The sequence below is a fragment of the Traorella sp. mt218 genome, from assembly GCF_055420025.1.
In genome coordinates, this window is sequence record NZ_JBVAYM010000013.1 from 56,559 (window position 1) to 72,777 (window position 16,219).

The 16,219-nt window shown below is 38.9% G+C and carries 17 protein-coding genes, 1 tRNA gene, 1 other RNA gene and 1 other annotated feature; of the genes, 3 read left to right on the plus strand and 16 right to left on the minus strand.

Going from position 1 to position 16,219, the window contains the following annotated elements:
* Positions 1-21: 21 nt before the first annotated feature.
* The 11 genes from ACZYT3_RS08040 to ACZYT3_RS08090 all read right to left on the minus strand — a co-directional run bounded on the left by ACZYT3_RS08040 (position 22) and on the right by ACZYT3_RS08090 (position 11,651).
* Positions 22-927, minus strand: coding sequence for a bifunctional riboflavin kinase/FAD synthetase (locus ACZYT3_RS08040; RefSeq protein ID WP_294562630.1), 906 nt, complete (start codon positions 925-927; stop codon positions 22-24).
* The gene (gene truB, locus ACZYT3_RS08045) at positions 927-1,760 is read right to left on the minus strand and encodes a tRNA pseudouridine(55) synthase TruB (protein WP_464088268.1); all 834 of its coding nucleotides are present in this window, start codon (positions 1,758-1,760) and stop codon (positions 927-929) included. Before truB ends, ACZYT3_RS08040 begins: the two co-directional genes overlap by 1 nt.
* A 22-nt stretch (positions 1,761-1,782) precedes the next feature.
* Positions 1,783-2,382, minus strand: a complete 600-nt coding sequence (locus ACZYT3_RS08050) for a DedA family protein (RefSeq protein WP_294562628.1) — start codon at positions 2,380-2,382, stop codon at positions 1,783-1,785.
* 59 nt (positions 2,383-2,441) lie between these two features.
* Positions 2,442-2,597, minus strand: a non-coding RNA gene (gene ssrS / locus ACZYT3_RS08055) — 6S RNA.
* Positions 2,598-2,670: 73 nt separating this feature from the next.
* Complete coding sequence (aspS, locus tag ACZYT3_RS08060; RefSeq protein ID WP_464088269.1) at positions 2,671-4,422, minus strand: aspartate--tRNA ligase; 1,752 nt, start codon at positions 4,420-4,422, stop codon at positions 2,671-2,673.
* Complete coding sequence (gene hisS / locus ACZYT3_RS08065) at positions 4,423-5,703, minus strand: histidine--tRNA ligase (RefSeq protein WP_464088270.1); 1,281 nt, start codon at positions 5,701-5,703, stop codon at positions 4,423-4,425.
* 33 nt (positions 5,704-5,736) lie between these two features.
* Positions 5,737-5,923: a binding site (T-box leader), on the minus strand.
* Positions 5,924-5,954: 31 nt separating this feature from the next.
* Positions 5,955-8,165, minus strand: a complete 2,211-nt coding sequence (locus ACZYT3_RS08070; protein WP_464088271.1) for a RelA/SpoT family protein — start codon at positions 8,163-8,165, stop codon at positions 5,955-5,957.
* A 40-nt stretch (positions 8,166-8,205) separates the two neighbouring features.
* Positions 8,206-8,718, minus strand: coding sequence for an adenine phosphoribosyltransferase (locus ACZYT3_RS08075; protein WP_464088272.1), 513 nt, complete (start codon positions 8,716-8,718; stop codon positions 8,206-8,208).
* A 78-nt stretch (positions 8,719-8,796) separates the two neighbouring features.
* Complete coding sequence (locus ACZYT3_RS08080) at positions 8,797-9,240, minus strand: GNAT family N-acetyltransferase (RefSeq protein WP_464088273.1); 444 nt, start codon at positions 9,238-9,240, stop codon at positions 8,797-8,799.
* Between the two features lie 54 nt (positions 9,241-9,294).
* Positions 9,295-10,425, minus strand: coding sequence for an NlpC/P60 family protein (locus ACZYT3_RS08085; protein WP_464088274.1), 1,131 nt, complete (start codon positions 10,423-10,425; stop codon positions 9,295-9,297).
* Between the two features lie 269 nt (positions 10,426-10,694).
* The gene (locus tag ACZYT3_RS08090) at positions 10,695-11,651 is read right to left on the minus strand and encodes an L-lactate dehydrogenase (protein ID WP_464088275.1); all 957 of its coding nucleotides are present in this window, start codon (positions 11,649-11,651) and stop codon (positions 10,695-10,697) included.
* 147 nt (positions 11,652-11,798) lie between these two features.
* On the opposite strand from ACZYT3_RS08090, the gene ACZYT3_RS08095 reads away from it, so the two are divergent.
* Positions 11,799-12,098, plus strand: a complete 300-nt coding sequence (locus ACZYT3_RS08095; RefSeq protein ID WP_294562616.1) for a hypothetical protein — start codon at positions 11,799-11,801, stop codon at positions 12,096-12,098.
* Between the two features lie 37 nt (positions 12,099-12,135).
* Here ACZYT3_RS08095 and ACZYT3_RS08100 read toward each other — a convergent pair whose 3' ends face one another.
* Together ACZYT3_RS08100 and ACZYT3_RS08105 are read right to left on the minus strand one after the other, a co-directional pair.
* Positions 12,136-12,648: a 3'-5' exonuclease gene (locus ACZYT3_RS08100; RefSeq protein ID WP_464088276.1), complete on the minus strand. Its 513-nt coding sequence runs from the start codon at positions 12,646-12,648 to the stop codon at positions 12,136-12,138.
* 49 nt (positions 12,649-12,697) lie between these two features.
* Positions 12,698-12,772, minus strand: a tRNA-Gln gene (locus tag ACZYT3_RS08105).
* 214 nt (positions 12,773-12,986) lie between these two features.
* On the opposite strand from ACZYT3_RS08105, the gene ACZYT3_RS08110 reads away from it, so the two are divergent.
* Complete coding sequence (locus ACZYT3_RS08110; RefSeq protein ID WP_464088277.1) at positions 12,987-14,249, plus strand: chloride channel protein; 1,263 nt, start codon at positions 12,987-12,989, stop codon at positions 14,247-14,249.
* A gap of 14 nt (positions 14,250-14,263) precedes the next feature.
* Positions 14,264-14,719, plus strand: a complete 456-nt coding sequence (locus tag ACZYT3_RS08115) for a GNAT family N-acetyltransferase (RefSeq protein ID WP_464088278.1) — start codon at positions 14,264-14,266, stop codon at positions 14,717-14,719.
* On the opposite strand, the gene ACZYT3_RS08120 is transcribed toward ACZYT3_RS08115, so the two are convergent.
* The 3 genes from ACZYT3_RS08120 to ACZYT3_RS08130 all read right to left on the minus strand — a co-directional run.
* On the minus strand, positions 14,716-15,267 hold the full coding sequence (locus tag ACZYT3_RS08120; protein ID WP_464088279.1) for a DNA-3-methyladenine glycosylase I: 552 nt from the start codon (positions 15,265-15,267) through the stop codon (positions 14,716-14,718). The genes ACZYT3_RS08115 and ACZYT3_RS08120 overlap by 4 nt on opposite strands.
* Positions 15,268-15,303: 36 nt before the next feature.
* Positions 15,304-15,942: a flavin reductase gene (locus ACZYT3_RS08125; protein WP_294562608.1), complete on the minus strand. Its 639-nt coding sequence runs from the start codon at positions 15,940-15,942 to the stop codon at positions 15,304-15,306.
* A 37-nt stretch (positions 15,943-15,979) separates the two neighbouring features.
* Positions 15,980-16,219, minus strand: a 240-nt coding sequence (locus ACZYT3_RS08130; RefSeq protein WP_464088280.1) for a hypothetical protein, incomplete at its 5' end; no start/stop codon positions are given.

The following is a 16,219-nucleotide window of genomic DNA, read 5'->3' on the forward strand; positions in this document are numbered from 1 at the left end:
GAAACAAAAGGAGGTTTATACCTAAAGTGCTTTTGCCTTCAGCACATCACATTTAAGCTGTTCCACCAGTTCTTCCTTACTGGCAAAGCGCTTCTCATCCCGTATTCTTTCAATAAAGATCAGCTCCATCTCATCGCCATAGATCTTTTGATCAAAATCAACCAAATAGGCTTCTACCGCAATATCCTCTTTATAATTAAAGGTCGGATTATGACCTACATTGATCATACATTTATAATGTCTTCCCTCCACATAGGCATAACCGATATATACTCCTACAAGAGGCAGGATGGAATGATGCTTCATCTTCAGATTCGCCGTAGGGAAACCGATCGTATGTCCCAAAGAACGTCCTTCAGCAACCGTTCCCTTAATAGAATAAGGTCTTCCCAGCAAATGTGTCGTCGTACGCATATCCCCTTTCTGTATCGTTTCCTCAATACGGCTCGAAGATATTTTTTCATCCTCATATGTGACTTCTTCAACTTCTATCACATCAAAATAAGACTGTTTTCTCAATGTTTCAACATTTCCTTCACCCTTATAGCCATATGAATAGTCAAAACCGCAAATCAATACTTTGACATTCATCTGATCCAGCATTTTTTCAAAATCACGATACGATAAAGATGCCAGTTGCTTTGTAAAGGAAAGGATGATCCAATAATCCAATCCGCACTGACGTCCGATTTCGATACGCTCTTCCATCGAAGTGATATGAGCAATATCCTTCATCTGCTTGATAACGCACCAGGGATCCGGATCAAAAGTAATACAGGCACTCTTTAAGCCTTTTTTATCAGCCTGTTCAAGTGTTTTCTCGATCAAACGCATATGTCCCACATGCATTCCATCAAAATAGCCGATACAGGCCGCTAAATCTTCTAATTGCTCTATCTCATTTAAATCCATGCGTATTACTTTCATTACCATAAACCTCTTTCACAGCTAAAAATATTCTGATGATGACGTTGATAAATCGCCAAAGCTTCTTTATCCTTTACCATCAATACCCGGTCTTCCTTCGTATCCAAACGCAGCTTTTTGCCGTTCATGACATCCCGTTCATTCTCAATTTCGATCATAGGCAGATAGCTTAATGCCTCATAGATGGAATGAAGCTGAACCGTATCAACGTCCACCTCATCCAGCTGATAACAGTCATCGAGCGTAAAATTTCCTATTCGTGTTCTGATCAGTGAGCTCATACAACCGATATTACCGCTTTGAAGCGCCATATCACGAATCAGAGAACGGATATATGTACCGCTTGAACAGCTGACCCTTATCTTATTTTTATCCAGAACTTCAATATCATAGATTTCGATATCTCTTAAAGGGCATTCAACTTCGATCTTGTCACGGGCGTATTCATAAAGCTTTTTACCATTCACTTTAATGGAACTGACCATTGGCGGTAATTGCTTCTGCTTGCCGATGAAAGAGTGACAGAGCGAAGAAAGATCATCAATTTTCCTCACTTCTTTTTCTTCAATGACATTCCCCCATATATCCTCCGTATCGGTTTGTTTTCCAAGCTCAAAGGTTGCGATATATTCTTTATCGGTATTTTCCAGATAAGGAAGGATCTTGGTAGCCTTGCCGATCAGCAATAACAAAGCCCCTTCGGCCATCGGATCTAATGTACCGCTGTGACCGATCTTTTTCACGTGAAGCTTTTTTCGCATGATGGCAACAACATCGAAGGAAGTCATATTTTGCGGTTTATTAACAAGTAAAAGTCCGTTTAGATTTTCCATTTCTCTACCTTAAAGGCTGCTTTTAAGCACCTTTCTTCTTTTTCATCAGCTTCATGGTCAGCCATGCAGCACCAATAATTACGATAACGATGCCCACAACGATTCCATACTGCTCCATATAGCCGGAAATCAAGCCATAATGATCTCCAAGTATTGTTCCGATATAGATTAGCACACAATTCCATATCAGGCTTCCTACAACCGTATATAACGAAAAAGGAAGCATTTTCATACGACTCATACCTGCGGGAATGCTGATCAGTGAACGAATGATCGGTACGAACCGGCAAAAGAAGACGGTCAGCGATCCCTTATCATTAAACCATTTTTGTGCCTTTTCAACATCCTCAAGATTAAATTTAAAAAGATTTAAAAATCGTTCAAATTTCTCCGGCCGCAGAAAATAACCCAGCCCATATAAGACAAGGGCTCCGATATATGACCCCAGCGTTGAAGAAAAGGCCATTCCAAAAAATCCCAATCCGCTTTTGGTGATCATAAAACCTGCAAAGGTCAAGATGATTTCACTTGGGATCGGCGGAAATATATTTTCCACCGCAATCAGTAAAAATACCGCTAAGTATCCAAACTGTTCGATAAATTCAACAATCCATGTTTCCATATAACACCTCTCGCCTATTATAACAACTTTTTACACAAAAGAAAAGCGGGATTAAACCCGCTTACCCAAAAGGTGAGATCTTTCCCTGTATATACAGGTGGGTGTCCTGTGAAAATCTTTAGGATTCCTATGAAACACAGGCATTCAACACCAAATTTCAACGTCCGGACTCCCTTATCTCAACTTTGAGGAAAAATTTGAACCTTTTGGACAATTCCATTATATTATAAAAAAATCAAAAGTATACTCTTGATTTTTTATAGATTATTTGGTATGGGAGCAAAGGAATTATTTCCCATCCTTTTTTCTGATCATCAGGCCAAGCTCTTCAAGCTGACTTTCATCAACCTCAGAAGGTGCTTCGCTCATCAGATCGCTGGCACTGGCAGTTTTCGGGAAAGCAATGACATCACGAATATTGTCCGTACCCGCCAGGATCATGATCAAACGTTCTAATCCGATCCCCACACCGCCATGAGGAGGTGCGCCGTATTTAAAGGCTTCAAGGAAGAAACCAAATTTTTCTTCAGCCTGCTTTGGTGTCAGTCCGATAGCTTCAAACACCTTTTCCTGAAGCTGCTGATCATGGATACGGATCGAACCGCTGAGAAGCTCATAACCGTTTAAAACAAGGTCATAGGCTCTTGAATAACAATGTGCAGGATCACTGATCAGCTTATCGACATCCTCAGCCTTAGGTGCTGTAAATGGATGGTGGGCCGCTACATAACGGGCCTCAGCTTCATCATATTCAAACATCGGGAAATCCGTGACCCACAAGAAACAATATTTCTTCTCATCGATCAGCTGCAGCTCTTTGCCTAATTTAACGCGCAAAGCGCCTAAAGCGGTCAATGAGATCTTTGGCTTATCCGCAACGATAAAGACGATATCATTGTCTTCAATCTGTAATTTTTCTTGCAATCGTGCTTTTTCATCCTCACTTAATACCTTATGGATCGAACCGCTCCAGCTATGATCCGTAAACTTTAAGAAAGATAAAGCTTTGGCTCCATATACCTTCACAAATTCACCTAAGTGGTCACAGTCCTTACGTGAAAACTTATCAGCGGCATTTCTTGCCACGATACCATTGATCATGCCCTTATCATGCAAGATATTCTTAAAAATCGTAAATTCAGTATCTTTAAATATTTCGGAAAGATCAACAATTTCCATGCCAAAGCGCAGATCCGGTTTATCTGAACCAAATCTTGACATGCACTCATCATAAGGAATTCTCTTAAATTCATCTACTTCAATTCCCTTGGTATCCTTAAATATCTTTCTCATCAGACCTTCAACGACAGAAAAGACATCATTTTCATCGGCAAATGACATTTCAATATCGATCTGATCAAATTCAGGCTGTCTGTCTGAGCGCAGATCCTCATCTCTGAAGCAGCGGGCAATCTGAAAATATTTATCCATGCCGGCAATCATCAACAGCTGTTTATAAATCTGCGGTGACTGCGGCAAAGCATAAAAGCTTCCTTTTGAAATCCTGCTTGGTACTAAATAATCACGAGCTCCCTCAGGTGTCGATTTGCAAAGGATCGGTGTTTCGATTTCCAAAAAGCCCAGATCGGATAAATAATTACGGGCACACATCGTTACCTGGTGTCTTAATTTTAAATTGTTCTGCAGACATTCACGACGAAGATCCAGATAACGATATTTCAAACGTGTATCTTCCAGGGCATCTGTCTGATTTGCGATGATCAGAGGTGTTGTTTCAGCACTGTTGATGATTTTTACCTCACTGACGCTGATTTCGATATCGCCTGTTTTCATCTTTGGGTTCTTATCCTGTCGTTCAACTACTGTTCCTGTTACCTGAAGAACATATTCATTTCGAACGCTGACAATTTGTTCTGATATTTTTTCATCAAAGACACACTGTGTCAGACCCTCACGATCTCGCAGATCAATGAAGACCAAAGCTCCAAAATTTCTTCTTTTATTGACCCAGCCGCATAAAGTAACGGTTTCACCAACATGACGCAGTGTTAATTCACCGCAGGTATGTGTTCTTTCCATTTAAAATCTCTCCTCTAATAATTCATCCATCTTCGTTATGATCTCATCTGCCGGAATTTTGAACTGTTCCTGCGTATCGATCTTCTTTAAAGAAAGGGTATGGGATGCCAGCTCATCTTCACCGACAAGGATCGCTATTTTAGCCTTCATACGTTCAACGCTCTTAAACTGTGCTTTGAAAGAACGCTGCTGATAATCGGTGTCACAGATAAAGCCATGGCTTCTCAGCATCGTAGTAAGCTTGAAGGCTTCTAACTGTGCTTCTTTACAAAGGCAAAGAACATATGCATCAATGCCTTCATCCTTTGCTATCTCGATATTTTCTGCTTCAAGCGCCAATAAGATGCGTTCCATTCCAAGAGCCCAGCCGATTCCGGACATTTCAGGACCACCGAAATACTCGATCAAGCCATCATATCGTCCACCGGCCAAAAGCGTTGCCTGAGCGCCCATGTCTTCATTGACAGACACGATTTCAAAGACGGTATGAGTATAATAATCAAGCCCTCTGACAAGACGATCTTCTACGGTATAAGGAATTTCCAAGGCATCTAAGCCTGCTTTGACCTTTTCAAAATAATCACGGCTTTCCTCATTCAGATAATCGCTGATCTTAGGTGCACTTTTCATCGCCGGATGATCATGATCTACCTTACAGTCCAAGATCCGCAAAGGATTCTGCTCATAACGGCGATGACAGTCGACACACAATTCATCTAAATAACCATGAAAATGTTTTTTCAAGGCTTCACGATAATTATTTCGCGATTCATCATCACCCAGCGTATTCAGCTGGACAACAAGATCCTTAAGTCCTAAACCGCTAAGAATCGAATATCCTAAAGCAATCGTTTCCACATCCAGATAAGGATTCTTGACCCCCAGTACCTCGACCCCAAACTGATTAAAAATACGCTGTCTGCCCTTCTGCGGACGTTCATAGCGCATCATAGGGCCCATATAATATAGTTTGACCGGCAGATCAGGATTGCCATATAGCTTATTTTCCACAAAGCTGCGGCATACACCGGCCGTTCCTTCCGGACGCAGTGTCAAAGAGCGGGCACCGTTATCCATAAATGTGTACATTTCTTTGTTGACCATATCACTGGAATCATTCCCGCGCTTAAAGACTTCCGTATGTTCAAAGATCGGTGTACGGATTTCCTTATAATGATACAGGGTTGTAAATTTCTGCAGATATTCTTCTAATGCATGCCACTTTTCAATTTCATTTGGCAGAATATCCTGCGTACCTCTTGGCATCTGATAATTTGTCATGTTCTCTCTCCTTTAAAACAAAAAAAGCGCCCGTCTAAGGACGCTTAACGTGATACCACCTTAGTTCGCATGACTGCGCACTCAACTCATAACGGCGAGTCCCGGCTGCTCTTTTCAAACAGCACCTCCATAGTGTCCCTATTTACTTCCTGTATGGACTCACACCCAACGTCCACTCTCTTTGACATTCCATAAATATTCTCTACTTCATCAGTTTTTTTTAATATAGCACAATTTACGCTGAAATTCAACTAGTGAATCATTCTTTCTACCGAAATGACACTATTGACCTTCTTCAAATTGGCCATCAGCGTTCTCAGATGCTCAGCATTTTTCACAAGCACCGTCAGCATCGTCGTTACCGATATCTTGTCATCCATGACCTTACTGTCAACATGGATCAAACCTGCTTTATTCTGAGAAACGACTGTAACGATATCGCTTAATAAGAAAGATCTGTCTGTAGAAGCGATCAAGACCTCGACCTCATAATCCTTCTCCTCAAGATTATCATCCCAGTAAACATCAATGATTCGTGATTTTTCATTGATGATGTTCGGACAGTCACAGCGGTGTACCTTTACTCCCTGTGATTTGGTCACATAACCAACAATCTCATCTCCCGGTATCGGCTTACAGCAAGCGGCAAGATTGACCATCATCGTATCGATGCCCTTTACATAGACACCACATTTAGATGGACGCTTACGTTTTGTTTCATTGCGGTTGAACATCTTGACAAGCTCTTCATTATCCATGCTCTTGCTGGAGGTATGATTGACAAGACGGTCAACGACCACAGCAGCTGATATCGCTTTTGTTCCAATGGCATAATAAAGATCATTTAATGACGGATAGGTCAGCGCACCGACAACAGACTCCATCTTTTTTCTTTCCATGTAGTCATCCGCATTCAGGCTGCGTCGTTTCAGCTCATCAGCCAGCATATCCTTACCCTTTTCAATAGCTGCCGATTTCTTTTCATTTTCCTTTTTCTGATAAAAAGCACGAATCTTATTTCGGGCATGCGTGCTCTTGACGATCTTCAGCCAGTCTTCACTTGGACCTGTTGACTGATTGCTCGTACGGATGCTGACAACATCTCCTGTCTTTAAGACGGTATTTAAAGGCACAATGGCTCCATTGACCGTAGCTCCTACCATCTTATGACCGACTTCCGTATGAATACGATAAGCAAAATCAATCGGTGTAGAACCATTAGGTAAAACGATGACCCTTCCCTTCGGGGACATGACGTAGACATTTGCTTCAAAGATATCTTTCTGAAGCAGATTCATATATTCCTTGGCATCATCACTGACACCATCCTCACCGCTCATCAGTGCAAATTCCTTCAGCCATGTCAGCTTTTCTTCAATTTCCTTCTGTTCTTTTTCATGACTCAGCGAAATATTTTCCTTATATGCCCAATGAGCCGCGATACCTTGTTCGGCAATCTGATCCATCTCTTCCGTTCTGATCTGTACCTCAAAGATATTTTCCTCAGCTACGATCGTCGTATGCAGCGACTGATACATATTGACCTTCGGCATGGCAATATAATCCTTAAAACGTCCCGGGATCGGTCGATAGGTTGCATGGATATACCCCAAGATCTCATAACATTGTCCCACATCGTCACAAATGATACGGATCGCTAAAAGATCTAAAATTTCATCAAAGCGCTTATGCTTATTGATCATCTTTTTATAAATGCTGTAAAGATGCTTGCTTCTTCCAAAAATACGGAATTTAATATGATGTTCATTTAAAAGCTGAGAAATCTCTTCGATCATCTTTGAAACCTGACCATCACGTTCTGCCTTCTTTTTTTCAACAAGATGAGCGATCTCAAAATATTTTTCTCGGTTCAGATACATAAAGCTGAGATCTTCCAATTCATTTTTGATCTCGCTGATACCAAGGCGATGAGCGATCGGAGCATAGACCTCTAATGTTTCGGCAGCAATCTTCATCTGCTTTTCTTCCGGCATGTATTGAAGGGTCAGCATATTATGCAGACGGTCTACCAGCTTAATCAAAATGACACGGACATCCTTTGCCATCGCAATAAAGATCTTACGATGATTTTCTGCCTGATATTCTTTTTCATCCTTAAACTTCAGATTACCGATCTTCGTTACTCCCTGTACGAGCAAAAAGATCTCATCACCGAAAAGCTTTTTAAATTCTTCTTCATCTACATCACAGTCTTCGATCGTATCGTGCAAAAGTCCTGCCGCAATCGTCTGCGGACTGCTTCTTAAGGTTGCAAGAATATAACCAACATTTAAAACATGTGTGACATAAGGCTCACCGCTCCTTCTGAATTGTCCGGAATGTTTTTCGTTTGCATACTCATATGCCCTCTGGATCAATTCAAGATTTTCAGGCTTCACCATATATTTTTTGACTTCATTCATAATGTCATCAAAATTTTTATTAACATATTTTTGTTTCATATTCTTCTCACCTCTCTTTTATAAAAAAGGCTTTCGCCTTTTAATATGTCATTACTGAATAAACATCATAATTCTTTAACAGTTCACGTCCGTTCAGATCAGACAATTCGATCAAGAACGAGCAGCCAACAACTTCACCGCCCATTTTTTCAACAAGCTTGATCGTTGCTTCTATCGTACCTCCGGTTGCTAAAAGATCATCAATGATCACGACCTTATCACCTTTTTTGATAGAATCGGCATGCATATGCAGTTCATTGCTTCCATATTCCAAATCGTATTTGATCGATACGGTTTCTCTTGGCAGCTTATTTGGTTTTCTTACCGGTATAAAACCGATTCCGAGATCTTTGGCTACCGGACATCCGAAGATAAATCCTCTGGATTCAGGTCCTACGATTACAGTTGCTCCTTTGCTCTGTGCAAAATCACGGATACGATTGCAAGCCTCCTGAAAAGCTTCTCCATTGGCCATCAATGGCGTAATGTCACGAAACAGAATTCCTTCGATCGGAAAATCCTGTACAGATGCGATATAATCCTTTAAATTCATAATTTGCCTCCATTAATATGTTCATTATAATCTTTTTGACGTAAAAGTTCAATACGGCCTGCTATCTCCAAAATTAATTTATCTGCATAATTCCATTTTGATAAACTCATAAATAGAACCATTAGTCGTTTGAGAAAAGCTTTTGATTCTTTTAAATCCACATTTTTCATATAAACGAATCGCTCTTGAGTTAAATGCCGCAACACTTAAAACAATCTTCTTTTTTTCATAATTCAAAGAAATATATTCAAGAAGCATTTCAAGGAATTCTTTTCCATAACCCTTACCGGTAAGATCAGGACGAAGCCCAAGTCCTATTTCAATTTGCCCGTCGTCTTCAATGATTGAATAAAAACCGATACAGTCATGATTTTCAAGCACTTCAAAATAATGATTGCCACGCTCATAAAGAAGTTCATGTAAATCCTCTTCGTCATTGATCATATCATAAAAATCATAAGGTGCCTCATAATGCCACTTCGCAATTTCTTCTGCATTCGTTTGACTCATTTTTTGGATCATACTTTTACCCCTGATGTATTATATCATAAAAGAAAAAAGATGGCATTGCCATCTTTAACCTCTTGTCACTCGGATAAACACCGGTCCGCTTCCGACATATGCCGGAGCAATCTTCGTAGATCCCTGCCATCCTCCGTGAATTGCCATACCGTTACCGATATACAGAGCGATGTGTGGAACCCCTGCACCAGCATTATCATAATAGATCAAATCACCCGGACGGGCTTCTGAACCACTGACTGTATAACCAAGACTGAAATAACCTGCCGGCCATCCGTGGAAATTAATTCCTGCAGCAGCCAGAGCATTTGTTACCAGCATCGTACAATCCTGTCTTCTTCCCAGCTGTGCATAAGCAGCACTCACCAGCACATCAGCCCCAGCATAATTGCTGCGATCAGGATTTGATCCGTAATAAAGCGAAGATGTACTTACAACTACAGGTTCCGGTTCCGTTTTATTGACCGTTACGCTCATTTGGCTTGAAGAAGCATTGCCGCTTGAATCCACGGCGCTGATCGTAAACGTATAAGTTCCTGCTTTATATTTATCATCCGATGTTTCAAGTGCACCATCAACGGTATAACCGATCGCACCATCCACATTATCAGAAACACTGATATAATTATTGATATCAAAACTATCTGTATCATCGATCGTAACAGAGCTCTCACTTAATGAAATTACAGGTGCAACCGTATCAATGACATTGATCTTCACATTGTACACATTTACTGTTCCTTCAACAACCTCACATTCGCTTTGATCGTTTAAAGCAATGATTTTCTGATCATCAGGGCGTTCATGCGTAAATTTAGTTTCGATCGTTAATTTTACGTCTTTTACACCTAACCCGCTGTTAGCTTCATAATAAACGCTAACGATATAATCTTCCAATGAATAAACAGTTCTATACTGACTGCTTTCTACCATCTTGAATTCTGAAAGTAAATTCACATGATCTTTTAAAATTGTTTTTGCTACTTTTGCGATTGCGGCCGTATCGTTGTAATTCACACTGATCGGTTCCAGATTGACTCGATTTGTTGTAGGAGCTGTTACCTCCTCAGCCTGTAAAATACCGCGCTGTGTCAGAGCCAGCATCGTTACCAAAGAAACACTTCCTGTAATTTTCATCAGCTGATTTAGAGTCATGTTATTACTAAGATAGTTCTTATGGTCCATGTTTATCACCTCATTACACGAGAACTATTATAACACACAACTTACATTTTTGTCACATTTCACAAATTTTCACACATTTGAAACAATAATATTATCTTTTTTATTCGTTTATTGAGATATATTTTCATATACATTTAAATAAAATCTCACATTTATCATTTCAAAAATGACAGCTCTGTGACATTCAGATCTAAAAAAACCTAAAGTATCTTCTTTTTACTTATCAAATAAAAAAATTGGCATTCGCTAACGAATGCCCTTTATTAAATTTATAAAAGCGGATCGATGGTTTCACGAATGATCTCCATGAGATTATCACATGAAGTATCAAATTTACCCTGATCGACCTCATTTAATGGTAAATGAATGATCTCTCTGATTCCCTCACGATTTACGATAGCCGGAACACCGATATAAAGTCCGGATTTTCCATATTCATTATTCTGGTAAACAGAAACTGTCATAATTGCATTTTCATTATTCAAAATAGCACCAACCAAACGATTCAAAGAAAGTCCGATGCCATAATAGGTTGCTTTTTTCTTTTCGATGATCTCATAAGCGGCATTGCGGACATCCTGATAGATCTGTAATAGATCCGCCATATCTCTGCCCTGCTCATCTAAGAGCTCTAAAAGTGATTTACATCCGATATACGCGTGCATCCATGGTACAAAGGAAGAGTCGCCGTGTTCTCCCATAATATAAGCATGAACATTTGTAGAATTAACATCCAGATATTTAGCGACCATATATCTTAGCCTTGCCGTATCCAGAAGCGTACCGCTGCCTATCACCCTGTTTTTTGGATAGCCTGTCACCTTTTGAGCGACATAAGTCATCAGGTCTACCGGATTGCTGGCCACTACCAAGATACCTCCAAAACCGCTTTCTTTGATTTGCTCACAAATTCCTTTCATGATCTTAGTATTGATAGCAGTAAGCTCAAGACGTGTCTGTCCCGGTTTTTGAGCGGCACCGGCAGTTACGACAACAATGCTGGCATCCTTGCAGTCAGCATAATCACCGGCATAGATGCGCATTTTGCTGGCAGCATAAGGAAGCCCGTGAGAAAGATCCATTGCTTCACCTTCTGCTTTTTCTTTCGCAACATCGATCAATACCAGTTCATCAATGCCCGGTTGTGAAAGAAGTGAGTAAGCAAAGCTCATTCCCACGAATCCTGTCCCTACTAACACAATTTTACGATTATCTAATGTTTTCATTTCTATTTCTCCTTTGATTTTATTATACATTCTTCTTTGTTTTTCATGCAAGCATTTCACTCCCATTCTTTTCATGGACATTGCTTCTTGTAACATTTATAAAATATGTTAAAATATAAACATAAATAAATAAGAAAGGAAATGAATATGGAAAAATTAACACAGGAACAGTATGCTTCCATTATCAATGGCAAAAAAAAGGACGCTCATGAAATGCAGTGGCTGTTCATTGAAATGAATGCGAAAGAGCTGATGGAGGAATGTGAACCAGGGGTAAGAAATCAGACGGTTTGCTGTAAGGCCATGCTGGATGCCCTGTTGGAAGGAGATCGAATACTGGTTGCTCCAAAAACAAAAAATAAATGTGGCGGTGCATTGACTGTTCGTTATTATACGGATAACCTAAGTCCTGAAAGAGCCAAATATACTGGTGAACCTGAATTCTAATTAAAAAAGCTCATCCCTGTGATGAGTTTTTTTGTATTTAAATTTCTTTCATCAGGCATTCAAATACCTGATAGGTTGCGATCACATCAGATAAGGCACGATGAGCTGTCTTATTTTGAATGTTATAATATCGGCATACTGTTGAAAGCTTATAATTTTCACATCTGATCCTTTTTCTTGAAAGCATCAAGGTGTCATATTGAACATGATCAAAGGACAGTCCTAGGCTCTCAGAAGACTTTTGTCGTATAAATCCCATATCAAATGAGAGATTATGACCTACCAGACAATCATCCTCAATAAAGTCATACAAGCGTATCAGAGCTTCTTCCAGCTCAATTCCCTCTTTTTGAACCATCTCATTCGTAATATGATTGATCGATGTGATATAAGGAGAGATCGGCTTATGAGGATTGATCAGGACGCTCATTTGATCAATGATCTTATGATCTCTGATTTTTATGCAGCCAATTTCCAAAATGTCATCCTTGAAACGTGATAGTCCTGTTGTTTCAATATCTAATACACAATAATCTTTAATTTTAATCATACACTTAACATAACATAAAAGTTGGCAATTGCCAACTTCTTTTTCTATATGGCTGGGGTAATAGGATTCGAACCTATGAATGACGGAGTCAGAGTCCGTTGCCTTACCGCTTGGCTACACCCCAATGTGCTTTTCTATTGTATATCAAATTTCTATAAACTGCAAGAAAAAATTTAATTTTTTTATGCCATTTTTTTATGAAGATAAAATGATCAAGCAAATTCACTTCAAAATAGCACAAATTTGATCATACATGATATAGGATACTTCATTTTTAACAGCTTGTATTTATTTATAACACTCATTATAATAAAAAGGTAATTAATTAGGGGGATCCAATGAAAATAAATCAATTCAGCATACATCTTCATCATCTATTTATTTTATTGAAATGGATACTGCTGGGCAGTATTTGCGGATTATTGGTAGGCAGCATTGCCGCTATATTTGCTTATAGCTTGAATTTAGTAACCTCTGTTCGAACAGCTGATCCATGGCTCATACTCGGACTGCCTATTGCGGGTCTTGTCATTGTTTTTTTATATCATTTCTGTGGCAGAGAAAATAATAAAGGTACAAATTTGATCATCGTTTCTATTCGTTCCGATGATAAAATTCCGATCGTGATGGCTCCTTTGATCTTCATATCAACTGTTTTGACACATCTTTTTGGTGGTTCTGCGGGTCGTGAAGGAGCTGCTTTGCAGTTAGGAGGAAGCTTAGGCCAGAATTTAGCCAGAGCTTTTAAGATGGACAGCAAAGACTGTAAGATCATGACCATGTGTTCAATGAGTGCCGCTTTTTCAGCTTTATTTGGAACACCTTTGACAGCTGCCATATTTTCAATGGAAGTCATCAGCGTTGGCATCATGCATTATGGAGCACTTGTTCCCTGTGCGATCGCAAGTGTTGCAGCATCAATGGTTGCCCAACAGTTTGGTATTACCAAAGAAGCTTTTGTCATTGCATCGTTGCCAAACATCAATACATTGAATATGCTGCGCATTGCTTTTCTATCCCTGCTTTGTGCTTATATCGGTTCACTTTTATGTGTTTTCTTACATAAATGTTCCAAGCTTTTCTCCAAGCTTTTCAAGAATGAATATCTGCGTATTTTTATAGGCGGAACGATCATCGTCATCCTAACATATCTTGTTGGTACGGTTTATAATGGTGCCGGAATGTCTGTGATCAAAAAAGCCATTGAGGAAGGCAGCGTACATCCTGAAGCTTTTCTTCTGAAAGCTGTTTTTACGGGAATTACTTTAGGCTGTGGATATAAGGGTGGTGAAATCGTCCCCAGTTTCTTTGTAGGTGCCTGCTTTGGCGGATGGATTGCTCCTATTCTAGGTATCGATGCTTCTTTTGGTGCCGCCATCGGACTAATGGTCGTCTTTGATGCCGTTACCAATTGTCCTGTGACTTCCCTTTTCCTTGCTTTTGAATTATTTGGTTTCACGGCTGTTCCACTGTTTTTGATTGCAGCTGCGATCGGATACATGCTTTCCGGCTATCAGGGATTATACAGCGAACAGAAAATCATGTATTCAAAATTTAATTTTGGTTTTATTGATACCCATACAAATCATGAGGCTGATTAACATAGGAGGATATGATGAAACATGAAATTATTGCATTAGACATAGCTGATTTTAATAAATGTGGCAATATTTGGAACATGGAAAAACAGTCTGCACTTGCAGAACAGTTTTATCATGAATTGCTTTCGAATAACCGAATCACTTTTATTTATACGATTGATGGTGAATTCATTGGTGAAATTTCTTTGGTCTTTGATATGAAAGATAGTGATTATACGATTACTGACCAGCGTATCTATATATCAAGACTGATCGTAAAACGCGAATACCGCCATCAGGGAATTGGAAGACAATTATTGCATTTTGCCATTGAAAAGATAAAAGAAATGAATTATGAAGAAATAGCCATCGGTGTAGATTTAGATAATTATCCTGCATTAAAATTATATATCGAAGCTGGTTTTGATAAGATCATCCGGATCGATCGTGATGACCAGGGTCCTTATATAAAGCTTCTTAAAACACTTTAATTTTTCTTATAAAAATCACAGGTCGTTTCATGATCATTAATAATTCCTATGGCCTGAAGATATGAATATATGATCGTTGAACCGACAAATTTCATCCCTCTTTGTTTCAGATCCGCCGAGATCGTATCAGATAAGGGAGAGGTTGCAGGAAGTTCATCATTCTCATTATATATGATCTTGCCATTTGTAAAGGACCAGATATAATTTGAAAAACGATCAAATTCCTGTTGAATCTGAATAAATACCTTCGCGTTGTTCACAGCAGCGCGAATTTTTAATTGATTGCGTATAATATCTTTATTCTTCATCAACGCTGATATCTTTGTTTCATCATATTGGCTCACTTTTACTACATCAAAATTATCAAAGGCTTCTCTAAAGGCCTCACGCTTTTTCAAAATCGTGATCCAGGACAATCCTGCCTGAAAGGATTCAAGAAGCAGCATTTCAAAAAGATAATGATCATCATAAGAAGGAACGCCCCATTCTGTATCATGATATCTAATATATAATTCGCTTGTTTCATCCACCCATCTGCATCGTTTCATATGTCCTCATTATAACAAAAATAATCCACGAATGGATTATCTTTTTTCAAATACTTCTTTTGGCTGGAGGCAGATCGGACATACATAGTCATCTGGAAGCTGTTCAAACGGAATATCACCATCATAAACATAACCGCAGATACTGCATACCCATTGTTCTTTTGTCGTAACATTTTCATCTACGATATGAGTCGGGGCGTTTTTAGGTGATTTTCCTTTAATGACTTCATGATAATATTTATAAGTCATCGGTGTTGCGGAATGCAAAACATCACCATCAATAACTTCTCCTAAAAAGACTGTATGGGTCGGTGTTTCCATCGTATTAATTACCTTTAATGTCAAATAGCCTAAAGCTTCTTTTAATACAGGTACATTGTCTTTGATCTCATAATCGAAATCTTTAAATTTGTCCTTGTCCTTACTGCTCGAAAAACCAAATACACCAATATAAGAAGGATCGATATTTTCCTGTAATATATTGATACCGAAATATCCGCTTTCACTGATTGCCTTGTGTGTTTCGTTGTTATGATTCATACTGATCGCAATCGTTGAAGGCTGATCGGTAATCTGCATGGCACAATTTGCTACACAGCCATACTGTTTGCCATTGAGTGATGATGTGATCACATATACACCATAGTTTAATTTTGTATAAATTTCAAAGTTCATAATAAACCTCCTTACTTATTATATCCTATCAAATAAATTAAACACTATATTTTTTTAATTTTTGTTCACTTATGAAATAAATAAAATATCCTACGATAATTGCAAGTACTATTGATACAATCATATTAATATACACATTCATCTTACCACCGAATAAATATACCATTATCTGCTGAATTGGAAAACCACATAAGTAAATTCCATATGAAAAATTACCTAATTCTGATAATTTTCTATTACATTGCTTTTTATTAAATACAATAACAGAAATAATATA